The organism is Haloferax sp. AS1 (genome assembly GCF_014530665.1).
Classification (GTDB): Archaea; Halobacteriota; Halobacteria; order Halobacteriales; family Haloferacaceae; genus Haloferax; species Haloferax volcanii.
Genome location: NZ_SPSA01000003.1, coordinates 22,294 through 39,397, shown reverse-complemented (window position 1 = coordinate 39,397; position 17,104 = coordinate 22,294). Strand labels below are relative to the sequence as shown.

Here is a 17,104-nt window from a genome sequence, read left to right as displayed (position 1 = left end):
GAGTCGAGCAACGAGCGTCGTCTCGGCGACGAACGTCTGCACCAGACCCACTGGAGGGCGCAGACCAACGCCCGCGTTCGCGTCGAAGGCGTCGTGGAGGGCGACATATCAGACTCGTCTCGCGCCTTGCGCGTGTAGCTATCGGTCCGGTGGGCGCTCGGCCCGGCGTCCAGAAGTATTTAGCCGTCGGCACTCCGACACGCAGTCGAACTTCCGCCAGAGTGCTTCCAGTATGACCCGCCCTCCACTCCGACTCAACCGACGCACGCTCGCCGCGTTCGTGCTTGTCGCCGTCGCGCTCTCCGCGGTCCTCTGGACGACGGGGGGCGCGATAGGCGACGCGAGCCCCGCAGTCGACGCGAACGTGACCGAGCGCTACCGCGGCATCGACGCGCTCACCGGAACACAGACGGTCGAGGTCCGAGCCGACGACACGGTTACGTCTCGGACCGTCGCCGACGTGACGCTCGTCCCGGAGACGGAGCGAAAGCGCGTGAACTTCCGGAACGCCGCGAATCGACAGTACGACCGGCAGGTCTCGAACGGGTCGACGCTCTGGCTTCACGAGACAGACAGGGATGCGGTGACCGTCATCGAACTGACGGGGCCGCCGACCGAGTCGAGGACGGCCGAACGGCTCCAACTGCTCGTCGCGGCCGCGGGGCTGACCGACGACGCCGGTCGTCCGCAGTCCATCGGCGTGTCACCGCTCCCCGTCGTACCGCGGCACGCCGGCGTCGCCCCCGGAGCCGACGCGAACCGTAGCTACACCGTCGAGTTCGTCGAGACCGACACCGTCGGCGGGCGCGAGGCGTACGTCCTCGACATCGTACCCGAGACGAACCGGAGCGAGGCGGGCTACCGCCAGCGGTTGTGGCTCGACACCGAGCGGTTCTACCCGCTTCGCAAGCAGACGGCGTGGACGGCCGACGGGACTCGGCGGTCGGTGACGACGACGTACACGAACGTGACGTTCGACGCGGCGGTGTCGGCCGACACGTTCCGCCCGGACATCGGCGCCGGCACGACCGTCGAGCGTCAGGAGACGCCGAACACGTCGTGGTTCCGGAGCAGGGCCGACTTGGTGGCGCGGAGTTCGATTTCGGTTCCCGAGCCGACGGTTCCGTCCGCGTACGAACTGGTCTACGCCACGCGGACCACCGGCCGCATCGACGGGGTCGGACTCCGCTACGCCGCCGGCGGCCGCGAACTCACGGTCGCGAAGTTCAACTACACCCTCGACATCGACGCCGACGAGCGCGACGCGACGGTCGGCGGCCGGCCGGCGACTATCGACTACGGACCGACCACCTCGGTGTCGTGGAACTGCGACGGCTACGGGTACACCGTCCGCGGGACCGGCGTCGAGACGGACCGCCTCGTCGAAGTCGGTCGCTCGGTCGGCTGTCCCGCCTGAAAACGGGCGAGTTTCTGGGTCAGAAACTGGCCCCCGTTTTATATGGGCTAACGGCGCGTCGGTCGAACTGCGATGGGCCCCGCCGAACTGACGCCGGACTGCCCTCCCGAGCAGTACCGGACTGTGCCCTCTGACAGCACCCCGGCGCCCATCGCGGTCATCGCTGACGCAGCAGCCCCTCCACAGCATCGCCGTACTACCCCGCAGTATCGACGCACTAACCCGTACCATCGTGCTCTCTCGACAGCCCCGCCGTGCTCCAGCCCCGATTCGGACTCCAACTCGGTCGCCGCGACCAACAGGGGTGGAAACCCGTGGGCCTATTAATCCGACGAGCAGTCATTCGACCACCGTGAGTGAGGATCCGGCGCTGGGCGATATTCTCGACCTCCTCAGCGACGAGTACGCCCGAGACATCCTCGCAGCGACGAGTACCAAACCAATGTCCGCACAAGAGCTTGCCGACGAGTGTGAGATGTCCAAACCGACGGTCTACCGCCGGGTGGAACGATTACAAGCGTACGGACTCCTCGACGAGCAGACCGAGATTCGAACCAGTAACAACCATTACAGCGTCTACACCGCCACGCTCTCCGAGTTCTCCGTGGCGCTAGACGACGGGTCGTTCGAGGCGTCGCTGACGCGTACCGACGACGAGTCGTTCCCCGGCGAGGGGGAATCCGACACCGCCGACCGCTTCAAACGGATGTGGGAGGACCTCTGAGATGGCGACGCTGTCGGCCGTCCTCGACTGGCTTATCGTCTCGCTCGCCCTCGGGTCGACGCTCGTCGGGAGCTACGTCGGCTATCAGGCCTATCGCGGCTACCGCCGTCACGACAGCCGGACGATGCGGGCGCTGTCCGCGGGCCTGTTCCTCCTCACGGCCGTCGCGTTCGGCGTCGCATTCGTCGGCTCGGTGCTCCTGCGTCAGGGCTATATCGGCCTCCAGTACCAACAGCCGCTCACGCTCGTCACGCGGCTGTTCCAGTTCTGCGGCGTGGTGCTCATCGCCTACTCGTTACATTCGCGAGGGTAGTCCGTCCGCGGGCCGTCGCGGGCGACCTCGTCGTGACGCTACTCGTTCACTCACGCGCTTTCTGCTTCTCATCTTTTCGTTCGTCACAAACACCGCTCTGGTCGTCTCACCTCACGAGTGCGCGAGCGTCCAGAACCCCTTGGGAACGATGGCGAACGCCGGGAACAGGAACAACGCGAGCAGCCAACTCGTGGACGGGCCGAGCGGGGTGACCACCACGGTGACGACGCCGACCGCCGTGAGGACGACCGAAGCGACGGCGGCCCAGACGAAGCGCCGGTCGAGCGGCGGGAGCGTCGTGGACTCGACCGGTAGATCGAACGCCTCGACGACTCTCTCGGCGTCCGCGACCGGCCCGAACGCGCGCTCCGTCTCGTCGTCGCCCCGGCCGACCGTCGCCGCGATGGTTCGCGTTCCGAGATAGCGGTCTGTGGGACGGGTCGCCACGACCTCGGCGTCGCGGAAGTCACCGACCGCCGCCGCCCACTGCGGTTTGCCGGTCAAGCGGTCGTGAGCGACGAGTCGGCCGCCGAACCGCCGGTAGGTCAGCCACCCGCTCGCGAGCGTGTCCTCGACCACGTCGCCGGCGAGCATGAACCCGAGGAGGGCGAGTCCGAAGAGGCCGAATCCGACCCAGACCGCGAGCGAGGCTTCCTCGGCGACGAAGGCGGTCCCGCCAATCCAGACCATCGCGGCCATGGTGACGTAGAACGGACCCGTCGTCGTGACCGCGCGCCAGACCGCGGCCGCGACGACCGCACGGCGGTCCACGTCGATTTCGGCCGCGGGTCGGCCGTCGGGAACGTCGAGCACCTCGCGGGTCGCCTCGCTGTCGGGGCCGGCGAGCCAGCCAGTCAGCCGACCGCCGCCGCCCCGGTCCGCGCGGAAGCCGGACCACTCGAAGAGGAGTTTCACGAGCACGAACGCCGCGAGGGTGACCGTCGCGCCGCCGAGGACGACGACGAACAGGAAACACGCGAGGAACATCGCCTGCCGGGCGGGGATTTCGACGAGGGCGTACGGCGAGCGCTCCGCGTATCGGTCGCCGCGGAGGAACGCGGCCGCCGTCTCGCCGACCTGCCCGACGACGAGCGCGGCGACGCTGACGACCGCCTCCGGGCGGGCGAGCACGTCGAGCACCGAGACGACCTCCGAGAGCGGCGCGAGGAGGAAGACGCCGACCCACGCGCCGCCGCCGACGACGGCCGTCGCGAAGGGGACGTTGCGGGGATACACCGGCGGGAGTCGGTCGTGAATAGTGACGCTCCCGCGCTTATCCACGAGGTCGCTTTCGGACCGGCTGAGCACGCCGCCCTCGCGGGACAAGGTCGGCGGTCGGCCGGCGAACAGCGCTTTCACACCCGAAAGCGGGAACAACAACAGCAGTTCGAGCGCGTAGACCGCGAGGAGGGTTTCGGGGTTCCAGCCGAACCACAGCACGCCGACGAGGGGGAGAAGGTTCGCGGAGAGCACCGGGAGAAACCCGATGCCGGCGGGGAGAGACGACGGTGAGGCGTCACCGTACCGTGGAGGGGCCATCGGATGCGTCGTTTTACGCATCCAATCATATAACTGCTGAAACCCGCGCTCGAATCGGCCCGGCGGCGCGCGACGACTCGGGAAGCGACTCCGACGCCCGACGCGAGTCAGACCACCTAACTGTCCCGAGTGAACTGTCCCTGTATCGACAATGCTCACTCCCAGCGAGAGGCGGCGAGCGAAAGTGGCGGTGTTGCTGGCGGTCAACGCCGTGCCGCTCGTCGGCGTGCTCGCGCTCGACTGGTCGCTCGTGGCGCTGTTGGCGGTCTACTGGGTCGAACTCGGCGCGTGCCTCGTCGGTGCCGCGGTGAAGGCGCTGTTCGCGGAGGGTAAGCCGACCTACGAGGCGAACGGCTTTTCGTGGCTCGTGTTCGGTGCCCTGTCGGAAAAGCGCGGCCGCATCAGCCTTCCCGTCCTGCCGCTGTCGATTCAGGTCGCGAACCTCCCGGCCATCATGATGACCCTTGCCGTCGGCAGCGTCGGTTGGGCCCTTTTCGGCGCAATCGGGGTCGGCGGCGTCGGGGAGACCACGGGCGCGACGATGACCGACGCCGAATCGCTCTCCGTCGGCTTGGGCGTGCTCGCCGTCATCTTCGGCCGCGCCGTCGACGTGGGTCGGTACTTGCTCGGCGGAACCCACGCGTCGGTCCCGCCGCAGCAGCCGCTTCGGTCGGCGCTCACGTCCATGGCCGGAACCGGTTCGGCGCTCCTCGTCGGCGGCGGGTTCGTCATCTCGGGTGCCCCGCCGCCGTTCGTGCTTGCGTTCGTCCTCGCGGTGAAACTGCTCGCCGATATCGTCGACGTCTACCGCGACCGACTGGAGGCGTTCGACGAGCGCACGTCGGTCGAACTCGGGTTCGCTCCCGACACCCCCGAGTGGGAGCGAATCGAGAGTTCGCGGGACGGGTCCGAAATCGTCCGTCCGAAGCCGTCGGCGGTCGTCGTTGGCGGGGTCGTCCGCGGGCTTAGCTCTCCGCTCTCGGTCTTGCTGGTGGCCTCGTTGACGCTGCTTGGCCTGCTCAGCACCGCGACGACCCCCGGCGTCGCGGTCGAACTGCTCGGGGGAGCGGTGGTCGTCGCCGGAGCGTTCACCGCGCTGGGCGTCTTCGACTGGTCGTTCCGGTATCTGGCGATGGAGTACCGCGTCGACGACGCGGACGACGCGGACGCCGACCCCGGGCGAGTCGTCGGCTACGACCGCCTGTTCGGGCCGCAGTGGCGACTCGCCTCCGAGTCGCGCGCCGAACTGGAGCGCGTCCGAAGCGTCACCGACCGCCTGTTCGGAACCGAGACGCTCCGCCTCGAACGCGATGACCGCGTGTACCGACTGCCGCACCTCTCCTCGGACGCCGTCGCACTCGCGCCGCTACGGCCGAGTCACCAGCTGACGAACGGGAGGTCGGGCGCGTCGAGCGCGACGAACTCCGAGACGAACTCGGTCGCCGGCGATTCGTAGATCTCTCGGGGCGTGCCGACCTGTTCGACGCGACCCTCGTTCAACACGGCGACGCGGTCGCACATCACCATCGCCTCCGCTTGGTCGTGGGTGACGTAGAGGCCGGTGACGTCCAACTCGGCGAGGAGCGCGCCGACTTCGGTCCGCAGGCGCGCCTTCAGTTGGGCGTCGAGTCCCGTCATCGGCTCGTCCAACAGGAGGACGTTCGGCTCGATGGCGAGCGCGCGCGCCAGCCCGACGCGCTGTTGTTGGCCGCCGGAGAGCGTCGTCGGGTCGCGGTCGCCCATCTCGTCGATGTCGAGCATGTCGAGCAGTTCTGCGGCCCGGTTCCGTCGCTCGCGCTTCCCGACGCCCCGCATCTTCAGCCCGAACGCGACGTTCTCGGTGACCGTCATGTTGTCGAACAGGGCGTACTCCTGGAACACCAACCCGACGTTGCGGTTCTCCGGGGGGACGTTCGTCACGTCCTCGCCGTCGAACCTGACCGTCCCGTCGGTCGGCGTCTCGAAGCCGGCGACGGTTCGCAGGGTCGTCGTCTTCCCGCACCCCGAGGGGCCGAGGACGCCCAGAATCTCGCCGTCCGAGACGGTGAGCGAAACGCCGTCCAGCGCCGTCGTGTCGTCGTAGTCCTTCCGAACCGCGTCTAGTGTCACGTCTGCCATTAGCCACCCCTGATGTCGAAGCCGCGGCGACCGACCCGCTGCAAGAGGAGGGTGACCGCGACGATGATGAAAAAGAACATCGACACGGCGGCCGCCGCCTTGGTGAACGAGCTGTTCGAGATGTGTCGCTGCAAGAAGAGCGCGAGCGGTTGGGTGCCGTTCGCCCAGACGATGTACGAGAAGTTGAACTCCGCGGCCGCGAGCGCCCAGCAGATGATGGCTCCCGAGACGATGCCCGAGCGGGCGTTCGGCACGATGACCGTCAGGAACGTCCGCGGCCACGACGCGCCCAGCGAGCGCGCCGATTCCTCCAGTTGCCGGAGCGGCATCGACTCGAACTCGCTTTGGACTGCCATCACCATGAACGGCGCTTTCAACAGGGAGTAGCCGACGATGAGCCCGAAACTCGTCGCCGAGAGGTCCGGATACGCCCGGAGGAACGCGACGCCCAGGATGACGCCCGGCACGAGCGGGAGCACCGAGACGGCGTTGACCCACTCTCTGCCCGGGAACTCGTATCGAGCGACCGCGTACGCGATGGGGACGCCGACGACGAGGTTGATGAGGACGCCGCTGAGCGCCAGCCCGATGCTGAACGCCAACTCCGCCGGGACCAACACCGTCAGCGTCTCGCCGCCGAGCGGGAGCCTGAACAGCGGGCTCCATCCCATACTGCGCTGGGAACCAATCGTGTCCGCGAGCCCCAGCACCGCCCGCCAGTTCTCGAAGGTGACGAAGCCCGAGGGGAGAACGCCGGTCCAACTCGCGGCGAACGAGGCGACGACGGTGAGGACGATGGGCGCGATGAGGAACGCGACCGTCGCGAACAGGGTCAGCGCCACGACAGACCGCCCGAGCCGACGCGAGAGGGACGGGGACGGGGACGGGGACGGCCTCATATGCCGACCTCCGCGCTGGTGTACCGAAGCCCGAGGACGGTGAACAGGAACGTGAACGCGAAGTAGACGGTCGCCATCGCACCGGCGACCTGCACGTCGTAGCCGACGCCGAGTTCCCGCGAGAGTTGGAGCGTCCAGACGACGAGCGTCTGGATGACGACGAGCGTCCCGAAAATCGCCAGCCCTGTCCGGAACGTGAGAATCAGCGCGCCGGTGATGCCCGGTCGAATCTGCGGGAGCGTGACGTACCGAAACGTCTCGAACGGCGTCGCGCCGAGGGCTTGGGCGGCCTCCTCGGCTGCCGAATCGACCTCGGCGTACGTCCCGCGGAGGATGAGCGTCGCGCGCGGCACCATCGAGTACACGAAGGCGACGAACAGCCCCGGGACGCTGACCGCAAAGGCGAGGTCGGTAGGGCGGCTCCCGGTGAGGGCGGCCGCGACCGCGGTGACGACGCCGTTGTTTCCGAACAGCACCAGAATCATGAACGCGGCGACGATGCCGGGGAGGCTGATGGGAAACGAGACGAGCGTGACGAGGAGGTCCTCGCCGGGGAGGTCGTACTTTTCGAGGGCGTGCGCGATGGGGACGGCGAGCCCGACCGAGACGAGCGTCGTTCCCGTGGTCAGCCACAGAGAGTCGAACGCCACCCGGCGGTAATAGGGGTCCCCGAACAGCGTCGCGTAGGCGTCGAGCGAGAACCCGACCGACCGATACTGGGCGGTCGAGACGCTGATGCGAACGACTTCGGAGAGGGGATACAGCCCCGCGACGACCACCAACGCGGCAAACGGCGCGCACAGCGCGACGATGCGGCGGTACTCGCGCTCCCGTTCGGTGACGGGGTTCGCGACGGTCTCGACCGCGCCGACGACTCGCGCCGTGAGCGCCCGGACTGTCGAGAGCGAGCTGTTCTCGGCGTGTCGGTCGGACATCCTCAGATGTTCGCGCCGCGCGTTATCTCTTGGATGATGTCCTCCTGCTGGTCGACCAACTGGCCGTAGTCGACTTGGAACTCCGTCCGGTCGTACTCTGCCGGGTCGATGAACTCCTCGGGAAGCTCCAGCTCCGAGGAGCGAATCGGCCTGACGTAGGCGTCGAGGAACTGCTGTTGGCCCTCCAGCGAGAGGACGTAGTCCATGAACAGTTTGCCGGCCGCCGGGTTCGGCGCGCCCTCCAAGAGCGCGTAGCCGTACGGCATGTTGAGCGCGCCTTTGTTCCCGTTTTCGCCGCCCAAGAGCGCGACGCCGACGTTCTCTTCCGCGACCTCGTCGTTGTTGTACTTGAGGTCGAGGCCGGAGTAGTCGTACCGGATGAACGTGGCGTACTCCCCGCGGGAGAACTGCGCGAGGAAGTTGTCGGTGAACTCCGCGCCGCCCTCCTGAATCCGCTCGTAGTAGTCGATGACGGGCTGGAGGTCGTTCATGCTACCGCCGCGGGCGTTGTTAATCGACAGCGCCGCCGCGAGTCCGACCGCCGCCTGCGGGGTCTGGAGCGCGAGGTCCTGCATGAGTTCGGGCTGGAGCAGGTCCTCCCACGTGGTCGGCTCGTCGAGGCCGCGTTCCTCGTAGATGTCCTTCCGATAGGTCACGGCCGTCGTCACTCGACGGGTCGCCGTGACGTGGCCGTCGTCGGTCTTGAGCGAGTCAGGCACCTTGTCCCACCCCTGCGGCTTGTACGCCTGGGTGAAGCCCTCGTTCCGGGCGACGATGCCGTAGGTGTAGCCGCCGTTGTACCCCGAGTGGGTCATGTTGTTCGAGTGCGAGCGCATGTGCTGGAGCGCCTCGCCCGACGAGCGGTCGTCGTCGTGGACGGCCACGCCGTAGGAGTCCTCGAACGACTGCATCAGCGACGGCCAGTTCATCCACCCGGACTGGACGCAGTAGAAGTACAGCATATCGGGGAACGCGGTGGCCTCGATGTTCGTCTGGAAGTCCCGATAGCCGACCTCGTACGTTTCCGCGTCGCCGCCACCGGACCCCGTCGCGTCGGCGTCACTCTCGGAACTGCTCGTCGTCAGACAGCCGGCGAGACCCGCCACCGCCGCGGCAGAACCTCCGATGAAACTTCTCCTGGTTGATACCATCACCCGGTCAACATGACTGTCCGTTAAAGGGGATTGCTATGAGCCTAACGTAGCCGTTTCGACGGTTGGGACACCTACATAGCGCTCCGAAGGGAACAATAGGGTGCGGCGGCGCGCTAGTTCTTGAACGCGCCGGCGACGAGGAGCGGGAAGACCAGCGTCGCCTCGGCTTCGACCTGCGTGTAGTTCGTGTCGTGGTCCTTGATTTTCCCCCACGATACGGCTTCGTTCGGGGGCGCACCCGACAGCGATCCGTCGCCCTCCATCCCCGTCGAGATGTAGACGACGTAGTCCGCGCCGCCGCGGAAGAGGTTCGTCATGATGGCGTGGTGCTTGGGGACGCCGCCGCCGACGGCGATGAGACCGGTTTCGTCCGCGAGGAGGCCGTCCTGGATGAGCGAGTCGTAGTCGTCGAGAATCTCGATACCGACCTCCTTGTCGTAGCCCTGCCGGTAGTAGTAGAGGAAGTTACCGACCTCGGCGTCGGTGAGCGCCGGGCAGTAGACCGGCACGTCGTTGTCGGCCGCCTGCTTCAACACCGAGTGCTCGTCGTCGAGCGTCGCGCCCAGTTCGCGGGCGAACGCCGTCGGCGTCCGCACTTTCTCCTCCGCGAAGAAGTCCTCGAAGAAGTCGTAGAGGTACTGTTCGAGCCAGACGTACCGGTCGGAGGGGACGTAGATGTTGCCGAGGCGGTTGATGCCGCGCTCTCGGAGTTCGCCCTCGTCGGCGTCCCACGAGCCCATCTTGAACGGCTTGGCGGTCTTGATGACGTCCTCGGTCAGCGACCCAGAGGTCGTGATGAGCACGTCGACGAACCCCTCGCGGACGAGGTAGGCGACGGCCTCGCGCAGGCCCGACGAGACGATGTTCGAGGTGAACGTCAGGTAGACGGTCGCGTCCGCCTCCTGCATCTCCTCCGCGATGTCGATGGCCTCGGCGAGCTGCGTCGCCTGAAAGCCGGTCGTCGCGTACGCGTCGAGGAACTCGTCGAAGTCGAACGCGCCGTCGAAGTCGTAGCCCCGAACGTCGGCCGAGTCGATGGCCTCGTCGCTTCCGGGGACGACGCGGTCGTGAGTGTCATCTTCGGTCATCGGGTACGGCTCGCACCGGCGCGCTTGAATCAGTTCCGTTTGGACGCGAAAAACCGCGTGACAGCGTGGTGATTCACACCAATTCGCTCGGAGACAGTCACCGCACCGAACGCGACTCGTCGGCCTCGACGGACTCGGGGCGAGTGTACCACCACGCCCACGCGACGAGTACGCCCTGAAGCGGCAGGCGAAGCCACAGCGCGGCGTCCGAGGGCTCCCGAAACGCCGCCGGAACGCCGTCGAGCACGATGTCGCTCGTCGCCATGTAGACGTTCGCGGGGAAGACCGCAATCAGCAGTGCGATGAGCCCCCACGCGGCGACGCGCTGAGTGCGGCGGACGACGACGCCGACGCCGAGGGCGATTTCGACGACGCCGGAGACGTAGACGAGCGCGAGCGCCGCCGGGAAGACGGGCGGAACGACCTGCGCGTACGCGTTCGGCACGACGAAGTGCATCACGCCGGCGAGGACGTAGAGGCAACCCATCGCGTACCGGAGCGGCGTCTTGAATCGGCGGAGTCGTTCGGTGGCGAGAGTCATCTCGAATCGACGTTGGGCCGGCGGTGGAAGACGCTGTCGGCGGCAACGACGCGGCGGCAACGACACGGCGGCCACGGACGCTTTCGAAGCTCACTAATCAAACAGTAAGACAGTAGATATACTGATAATTTCGTCCGTCCGTCTCGTGGCCGAAGCGACCGAAGTCGGGGCAAACCGCCGGCGGGCTGGGAGCCGACCACGGGACTCCCGCGTCGATAGCCCCACCCACGACGACGGCGTCGTTTGCCACGAACAGGTGAGATTCGGGCGATTGAGAGTGTTACGGTGATATCTTCGTGGCGGTGTGAGCGCGGTCGCACGCGCCGCGGTGGAGCGGGTGCGTTTCGGGGCATCCAACAGTTCGGGAACGCGTCCAAATCACGACCGAGGTGGGACGTTCCCGACTGCTCGGCTCGTTCGAACGAAGAAACGCCGAGTGTGGCGCTGTACGCCCCCGAATCGACAGGGGGTGAGACAGACGATTCGTCGGAGGAACGTCGTCGTTCCAAGCCGCGGTCGGGACCGCGACCGGCGAGGGAGAACTATCATAATATCTAGTAGAAAATAGTTTGTTTTCCGAGTATTCGCCGCGAATTCGGCGTCGTCGAACGCGGCGTCCGAACTACGGATAGTACGGTCGGATATATATCGCTACTAGCAACTGACTTGTGGGTGTTGTCGAGAGCCTGGGCTATGTCCGCAGATGGACGACAGACAGAGCCGTTCGTAGAGACGTTGATAGAGGGCTGTGAGAACATCCCGGCGGAGCCGACGCCGGGCGACTACGTGGTGGTGGACGTGACCCACTTCTCGGCGACCGTCGCGGAACTGCTCGCGCTCGGTGCGGAGTACGTCCACGTGACCGACGAGCGCGGCGACGAACCGGCGTACCAGGAGGACCACCCCGACTGTCTCATCGGCGGCGGCAAGACCGACGACTACGAGCCGAACCCCGGCTACGACTTCTTCAACTCGCCGAGCTACGTCCAGCAGTTGGACCTCGACGGGCGACCGACCGCGATGACCTCCACGAACGGCGGGCGCGCCGTCTCGACGCTCCGCGAGCGCGGCGGGTCCGACGTCGAGGTGTTCGTCGGCGGCTACACGAACGCCGCGGCGGTCGCGGACCTGCTCGAAGCTCGCGGGCGGCCGGTCACTATCGTCGCCAGCGGGTCGAGCGGCCAGCCGACGCCCGACGACACCCTCGGCGCGGCGCTCATCGACGAGTGCCTCCACGGCGACGGCCTCACCGACCGCGACCGCGAGCGGTACGCGCGCCTCCTCGTGACCGCGAAGGGGCCGCGATACGAGCAGAAACACGAGATTCGGCGGCGCGACCTCCACGAGTTCGAGACGGCTATCGACTCCCGGTCGGTCGTGCCGGTCCTCCGCGGCGACCGACTCGTCCCCGCGAGCCGGGTCGATGTCTGAGGCGACGCCCGTCCAGCGACCGCGGTTCGGTGCGTCGATGGACATCCGCTACGCCGACGAGGTGGCCTCGTTCGCCGGGTTCCTCCGGCGGTTCGACCTGAACCACGTCGAACTCCGCGCGGGGTATCTGGACGTGCAACCGGGCGAGCGAGACGCCGAGCGCCTGCGGGCGGTCGCCGAGGAGTTCGACGTGAGCTACACGGTCCACGGCCCGCACCTCGACGTCGCGCCCGGGAACGTCAACGAGCGCCTTCGGAACGCCGCGGTCGCGGCGACCAAAGAGGCAATCGAGCTCGCCGCGGCAATCGACGCCGGCGGCGTCATCGTCCACGGGGGGTCGGTTCGGACGCGCTACCCCGACCACGTCCGCGAGCACACCCGCGAGCAGGCGGTTCGAACGCTCCGCGAGTGCGCCGAGTTCGCCGCCGAAGTGGGCGTCCCGGTCTGCCTCGAAAACCAGCGCGACAAACCGGGCACGCGTCGGCACACGGCGACTCCGGACCGACTCGCCGCGTTCCTCGACGACGTCGGCGTCGGCGACGAGTTCCTGAAGCTGACGCTCGACGTGGGGCACGCGAAGGCGACCGGCGTCGATTACGAGCGGTTCGTCGAGCGGTTCGGCGACCGCATTCAGGTCGCGCACCTCCACGACAACGACGGCACCGAAGACGCGCACGAACCGCTCCCGTCGTTCCGGTCGGTCGCCGCGGACATCGACGCCCCGTACAACGTCTTGGAGATGAAGTCCCGCGCTGACGTTGAGCGCTGCGTGAGCGGGACCGACACCTGACGGTCGGGGTCGGTATCGGCGTCAGCGTCGGTGTCGGCGTCGGCGGCATCGCCACCGCTCGATTCCCGGTTCCGTGCCGTTCTTTTTTTTGACGCGAGCAGTTCGTGCAGTCGCATCCGAAGCGGTTCGCGAGCGCCGCGGCCGGTCGGCGTCCGGAGCGCGATATACTGATGCGATTGCTATGTACTGCCACCGATTACTCCACAGAGTATAGTCGGATATACAGTCGTACGCTGTGCTCATACCAACGATTAACCAATCCGCTTAACGACCACCACCCGGATGGTGACAACGTCCAACAACTCGAGTAGTGCGTTCAGTTTCGACCACAGGGACATGATGGCGTTCATCCTCGTCATGTCGCTGCACGGTTTGCAGAGCATGATTACGGAACTCCTGCCGGAGTTCTCGATAGGCGGGTTAGGCGTCTCTATCGGACCGTTCTGGTTCGTCGCGATGTCGGTCGTTCTCCTCTTCCGGTCGTTTTGGGCCTGTCTCGCGATTCCGGTCGGCGGCATCGTCTTCGGAGAGATTCTCATCGGTGACTTCAGCGCGCTCGGCGCGGTCGAGGGCCTCATCGTCATCACGCTGTCGTGGTTCTTCGCGATGTCGCTCATCACGGACCCGAAGAACGTCAAGCAAATCGCGGCGGTGGGCTTCCTCGCGAAGGCGATGGAAGAGACCGCGGCGTGGTTCATCGACGTCGGGAAGTTCTACGTCGGCGTCGAAGAGCTCGAAGCGATTTCGTGGCTCCCCGAGACCGTGTGGGCAACCGAGGGAATCGGGGCGCTGCTTCAGATTATCATCGCCGGCGTCGTCTTCGGGGCGATTCCGACGCTGTTCCTCTACCCGCGACTCCGCGGGAAAATCGAACCGCTGCTCGGCATGAGCCCCGTCGAGGGCCGCGACGGCCCGATGTTCACGCGCACGTCGCTGAAGCGACTCATCGCGTGGGTGGCGCTGATACCCGTCGCGTTCGCGTTCGAGACGCTGAGCGAGACCAGCGGCGGGCTCGTCACGTTCACGCCGGAGTTCGTCGAAACGTACGGCCAAGCGTTCCTGTTCGTGCCGATTGCCATCGCGGCGGTCATCTCGTTCGGGCTCGTCGCCTACCGCCAGCGCAAGGTCGACGGCTTGCAGGACTGAACCCCATCTTTTGTTTTCATGAGCAGCAACAACATCGTCGTCGAGGACCTGACGTTTCAGTACCCCGGCGGCGACGAGGCGGTACTGCGCGACGCGAGCGTGACGATAGAGCCGGGCGAGTTCACGGCCGTCGTCGGTGGCAACGGCAGCGGCAAGACGACCCTGTGTAAGACGTTCAACGGCCTCATCCCGCACTTCTTCGAGGGGACGTTCGACGGGCGCGTCAGCGTCGCCGGCACCGACACCCGCGAGTCGGACGTGGCCGAACTCTCGAAGACGGTCGGCTACGTCTTTCAGGACTTCGAGAACCAACTCGTTCAGGAGACGGTCCGCGACGACGTGGAGTTCGCGCCCCTCAACCACGGGCTCGACGACTACGCCGAGCGGGCGACCCGCGCGCTCGAAACCCTCGGTCTCGACCACCTCGAAGACCGGTTCATCTGGGAGCTGAGCGGCGGCCAGCAACACCTCGTCGCGCTCGCGGGGGTGCTGGCGATGGACCCCGAGTTCATCTTCGTCGACGAGCCGGCCGCACAGCTCGACCCCCGAAACGCCCGCGAGACGTACGAACAGCTCCGACGACTCAACGAGGAGCGCGACAAGACGGTCATCGTCATCGAACACCACTCCGAGTTCATCGCCGACTACTGCGACGAGATGGTGCTCGTCTCCGACGGCGGCGTCGCCTGGAAGGAACCGGTCGAAGTCGGCCTCAACAGGCTCGACGACCTGCTCGCCCACGACATCCACCCGCCGCAGGTCACGCAAATCGCTGACGGCCTGCCGACCGAGGTGGGCACCCTACCCAGCGGTCGGTATCCCGTGACCGTCGACGAGGCGGCAACGGCGTTTCAGCCCGCCACGGCGCGCGGGTCGCGGGCCGCGGTCGACGGCGGCGCGGTGGCGACAGCCGGCGCGGACACCGGCGGCGCGCCGACCGACGGTGAACAGGATAGGGACGCGCTGGTGACGATGCGCGGTGTCGGTCACGGCTACCCCACGCTTCGAGAGGGGTACAACCACGTCCTCGATGGGCTGGACCTCGAACTGTACGCGGGCGACCGGGTCGCCCTCGTCGGTGCCAACGGCTCCGGGAAGTCGACGCTGTTGCGGTTGCTGACGGGGTTAGAGTCCCCCAACCGGGGGACGGTGACGGTTCTCGGGCGCGACACGAGCGAGACGCTTCCCGAGCAGTTGGCCGACGACACCGTCTACATCCACCAGAACCCCGAGGAGATGTTCGTCGAGGACACCGTCCGCAAGGACATCGCCTACTACCTCGAGAACCGCGACGCCCCGAACGTGGACGACCGCGTCGACGAGATTCTCGCGTATCTGGACCTCGAACACCTCGCGGACCGTGACGGTCGCCTGATGAGCCTCGGCCAACAGCGCCGCGCGTCGCTCGGCATCGGGCTCGCGACCGACCCGACGGTCGTCCTCCTGGACGAACCCACGGGCAGTCTCGACCTCCAGAGCCGCCGCGAGGTGACCGGCATGCTCCGGAAGGCCGAGAGCCGCGTCGAAACCGTCGTCGTCGCCTCGCACGACCTGCAACTGGTCGCGGCGTGGGCCAACCGCGTCCTCGTCATGGGCGAGGGCGAGGTGCTCGCGGACGCGCCGCCGGCGGCGGTGTTCTCCGACCCGGACCTCCTCGCCGAGACCGACCTGCGCCAGCCGCAGGTGGTCGAACTGAGCCGGCGACTCGGGCTGGAATCCCCCGCCCTCAGCACCGACGCGATGTGCGAGACGCTGGCTCGGTCGCTCGGTGACGACGTGGTCGAAGCTGGCGGTGGCGGCGGCATCGGTGAGGCCGGCGATAGCGACGACGAAGCCGAGTCGGACGGAGGGGCGCGATGAAGTACGTCGACGCGCTCACCGACATCTCGGTCACCGACATCAAGGTGGACCTGATGCGGACCGCCTACGACAACGAGGACGCCCTGTTGAACAGCTTCGACCCGCGCGTGGTGCTCGTGTGGACCGTGCTGTTCATGATTATTCCGTGGCTGTTCTACGACACGCTCCCGCTGGCCATCCTGCTCGCGGCGGCCTTCGCGCTCGCCGCGCTCTCGCAGGTCAGCAAATACCTCCTCGCGTTGCTCCTGTTCGGCCAAGTCACCAACGTCGGCTTCTTCGTGGTGTTGGTCCCGCTCATCGGCGGGGCGATGCGAGCGGTGGGCCACCTGGGTGACAACGCCGGTCGGGTCGTCGAAGGCGTCACGACGGGTGATGTGAGCGTGTTCGCCGAGACCGGAACTATCGTCGCGGCCGCGGTCGGTCGGGGTATCCACACCGCCACGACCAGTCAGGAAGTCGGAATCGACGCCGTCGGGGCGCTCGTCCCGTTCTTCCTCAAACTCACGATTATCTCGGTCATCAGCCTCGCCGTCTTCTCGGCGATGAGCCCGCAGAAGCTCAGCAAGGGGATGTTGCGTCTGGGCGTCCCCCGTCAGCTCACGTTCGCCATCGCCTACGGCTACCGGATGATGCCGCTTCTCGTCGAGGAGTACCACGCGCTCATCAACTCCTTCCGCCTCCGGAGCAAGGTTCCCGAAAAACAGGGACTGTTCAGGTGGCGCTACTTCTCCTACCTGCTGACGCTCTCGGTCAAGGCGTTCTACCCGCTGATTTTCAACGTGGCGAAGCGCTCGCGGGTCACCGTCGAGGCGATGGAGACGAAGGGGTTCTCGCGCTCGCTGGGCGACGAACAGAGCCAAGCCCTCCGGACCGAGGGCATGATGGTGCGGACCCGAGACGTCACGTTCGTCTTCGGGTCGCTGCTGTTCGTCGCCGCAGTCTGGGTGTTTACCTGAGCTGACGGCACGCGTCGGCACGCGTCGACCCGCGAACTATTTTCGACTCCGTACGACTACCGAACACGGGGGACGGCTACCGAACGGAAAGTGAGGCAGACAATCCACATAGCAACCACTTCATCGGACATCGCCGTCAACGAGAGTATGCAAGCGAGACAGACGCCGCCGGTCGGACGCGGGAGACGCTCGG

16 protein-coding genes are annotated in these 17,104 nt (G+C 66.8%); 9 read left to right on the top strand and 7 right to left on the bottom strand.

What is annotated here, in order from left to right; genetic code table 11:
• Positions 1 to 232: 232 nt before the first annotated feature.
• The 3 genes from E4P24_RS17180 (at position 233) to E4P24_RS17170 (ending at position 2,454) form a co-directional block, all read left to right on the top strand.
• On the top strand, positions 233 to 1,417 hold the full coding sequence (locus E4P24_RS17180; RefSeq protein ID WP_188148925.1) for an outer membrane lipoprotein carrier protein LolA: 1,185 nt from the start codon (positions 233 to 235) through the stop codon (positions 1,415 to 1,417).
• A 352-nt stretch (positions 1,418 to 1,769) separates the two neighbouring features.
• Complete coding sequence (locus tag E4P24_RS17175; RefSeq protein WP_004041341.1) at positions 1,770 to 2,141, top strand: helix-turn-helix domain-containing protein; 372 nt, start codon at positions 1,770 to 1,772, stop codon at positions 2,139 to 2,141.
• A 1-nt stretch (position 2,142) separates the two neighbouring features.
• On the top strand, positions 2,143 to 2,454 hold the full coding sequence (locus tag E4P24_RS17170; protein ID WP_004041342.1) for a hypothetical protein: 312 nt from the start codon (positions 2,143 to 2,145) through the stop codon (positions 2,452 to 2,454).
• A gap of 111 nt (positions 2,455 to 2,565) precedes the next feature.
• Here the strand turns inward: E4P24_RS17170 and E4P24_RS17165 are convergent, their stop codons facing one another.
• On the bottom strand, positions 2,566 to 3,993 hold the full coding sequence (locus E4P24_RS17165) for a DUF6498-containing protein (RefSeq protein ID WP_188148924.1): 1,428 nt from the start codon (positions 3,991 to 3,993) through the stop codon (positions 2,566 to 2,568).
• A 151-nt stretch (positions 3,994 to 4,144) separates the two neighbouring features.
• Between E4P24_RS17165 and E4P24_RS17160 the strand changes: the two genes are divergently transcribed.
• Complete coding sequence (locus tag E4P24_RS17160) at positions 4,145 to 5,449, top strand: DUF6498-containing protein (protein ID WP_223174107.1); 1,305 nt, start codon at positions 4,145 to 4,147, stop codon at positions 5,447 to 5,449.
• Here E4P24_RS17160 and E4P24_RS17155 read toward each other — a convergent pair.
• The 6 genes from E4P24_RS17155 to E4P24_RS17130 all read right to left on the bottom strand — a co-directional run bounded on the left by E4P24_RS17155 (position 5,371) and on the right by E4P24_RS17130 (position 10,728).
• Positions 5,371 to 6,111, bottom strand: coding sequence for an ABC transporter ATP-binding protein (locus E4P24_RS17155; RefSeq protein WP_008605861.1), 741 nt, complete (start codon positions 6,109 to 6,111; stop codon positions 5,371 to 5,373). The genes E4P24_RS17160 and E4P24_RS17155 overlap by 79 nt on opposite strands.
• A complete protein-coding gene (locus tag E4P24_RS17150) occupies positions 6,111 to 7,010 on the bottom strand; it encodes an ABC transporter permease (RefSeq protein ID WP_188148923.1) in 900 nt (299 codons plus the stop codon). The genes E4P24_RS17155 and E4P24_RS17150 overlap by 1 nt, the downstream gene beginning before the upstream one ends.
• A complete protein-coding gene (locus tag E4P24_RS17145; RefSeq protein WP_115803367.1) occupies positions 7,007 to 7,945 on the bottom strand; it encodes an ABC transporter permease in 939 nt (312 codons plus the stop codon). Before E4P24_RS17145 ends, E4P24_RS17150 begins: the two co-directional genes overlap by 4 nt.
• 2 nt (positions 7,946 to 7,947) lie before the next feature.
• Complete coding sequence (locus E4P24_RS17140) at positions 7,948 to 9,051, bottom strand: extracellular solute-binding protein (protein WP_004062008.1); 1,104 nt, start codon at positions 9,049 to 9,051, stop codon at positions 7,948 to 7,950.
• Between the two features lie 161 nt (positions 9,052 to 9,212).
• The gene (locus E4P24_RS17135) at positions 9,213 to 10,187 is read right to left on the bottom strand and encodes a deoxyhypusine synthase (protein ID WP_004062009.1); all 975 of its coding nucleotides are present in this window, start codon (positions 10,185 to 10,187) and stop codon (positions 9,213 to 9,215) included.
• 97 nt (positions 10,188 to 10,284) lie between these two features.
• A complete protein-coding gene (locus E4P24_RS17130) occupies positions 10,285 to 10,728 on the bottom strand; it encodes a DoxX family membrane protein (protein WP_004062010.1) in 444 nt (147 codons plus the stop codon).
• A 693-nt stretch (positions 10,729 to 11,421) separates the two neighbouring features.
• Here E4P24_RS17130 and E4P24_RS17125 point away from each other — a divergent pair.
• The 5 genes from E4P24_RS17125 to E4P24_RS17105 all read left to right on the top strand — a co-directional run bounded on the left by E4P24_RS17125 (position 11,422) and on the right by E4P24_RS17105 (position 16,911).
• Positions 11,422 to 12,159, top strand: a complete 738-nt coding sequence (locus E4P24_RS17125) for a 2-phosphosulfolactate phosphatase (protein WP_006600132.1) — start codon at positions 11,422 to 11,424, stop codon at positions 12,157 to 12,159.
• Positions 12,152 to 12,949 carry a sugar phosphate isomerase/epimerase gene (locus tag E4P24_RS17120; RefSeq protein WP_188148922.1) on the top strand — a complete coding sequence of 266 codons (798 nt, stop codon included), beginning with the start codon at positions 12,152 to 12,154 and terminating at the stop codon, positions 12,947 to 12,949. The genes E4P24_RS17125 and E4P24_RS17120 overlap by 8 nt, the downstream gene beginning before the upstream one ends.
• Before the next feature lie 282 nt (positions 12,950 to 13,231).
• On the top strand, positions 13,232 to 14,095 hold the full coding sequence (locus E4P24_RS17115) for a hypothetical protein (RefSeq protein ID WP_223174106.1): 864 nt from the start codon (positions 13,232 to 13,234) through the stop codon (positions 14,093 to 14,095).
• An 18-nt stretch (positions 14,096 to 14,113) separates the two neighbouring features.
• The gene (locus tag E4P24_RS17110) at positions 14,114 to 15,955 is read left to right on the top strand and encodes an ABC transporter ATP-binding protein (protein WP_188148921.1); all 1,842 of its coding nucleotides are present in this window, start codon (positions 14,114 to 14,116) and stop codon (positions 15,953 to 15,955) included.
• Positions 15,952 to 16,911: an energy-coupling factor transporter transmembrane component T gene (locus E4P24_RS17105; protein WP_004062019.1), complete on the top strand. Its 960-nt coding sequence runs from the start codon at positions 15,952 to 15,954 to the stop codon at positions 16,909 to 16,911. Before E4P24_RS17110 ends, E4P24_RS17105 begins: the two co-directional genes overlap by 4 nt.
• Positions 16,912 to 17,104: the final 193 nt, after the last annotated feature.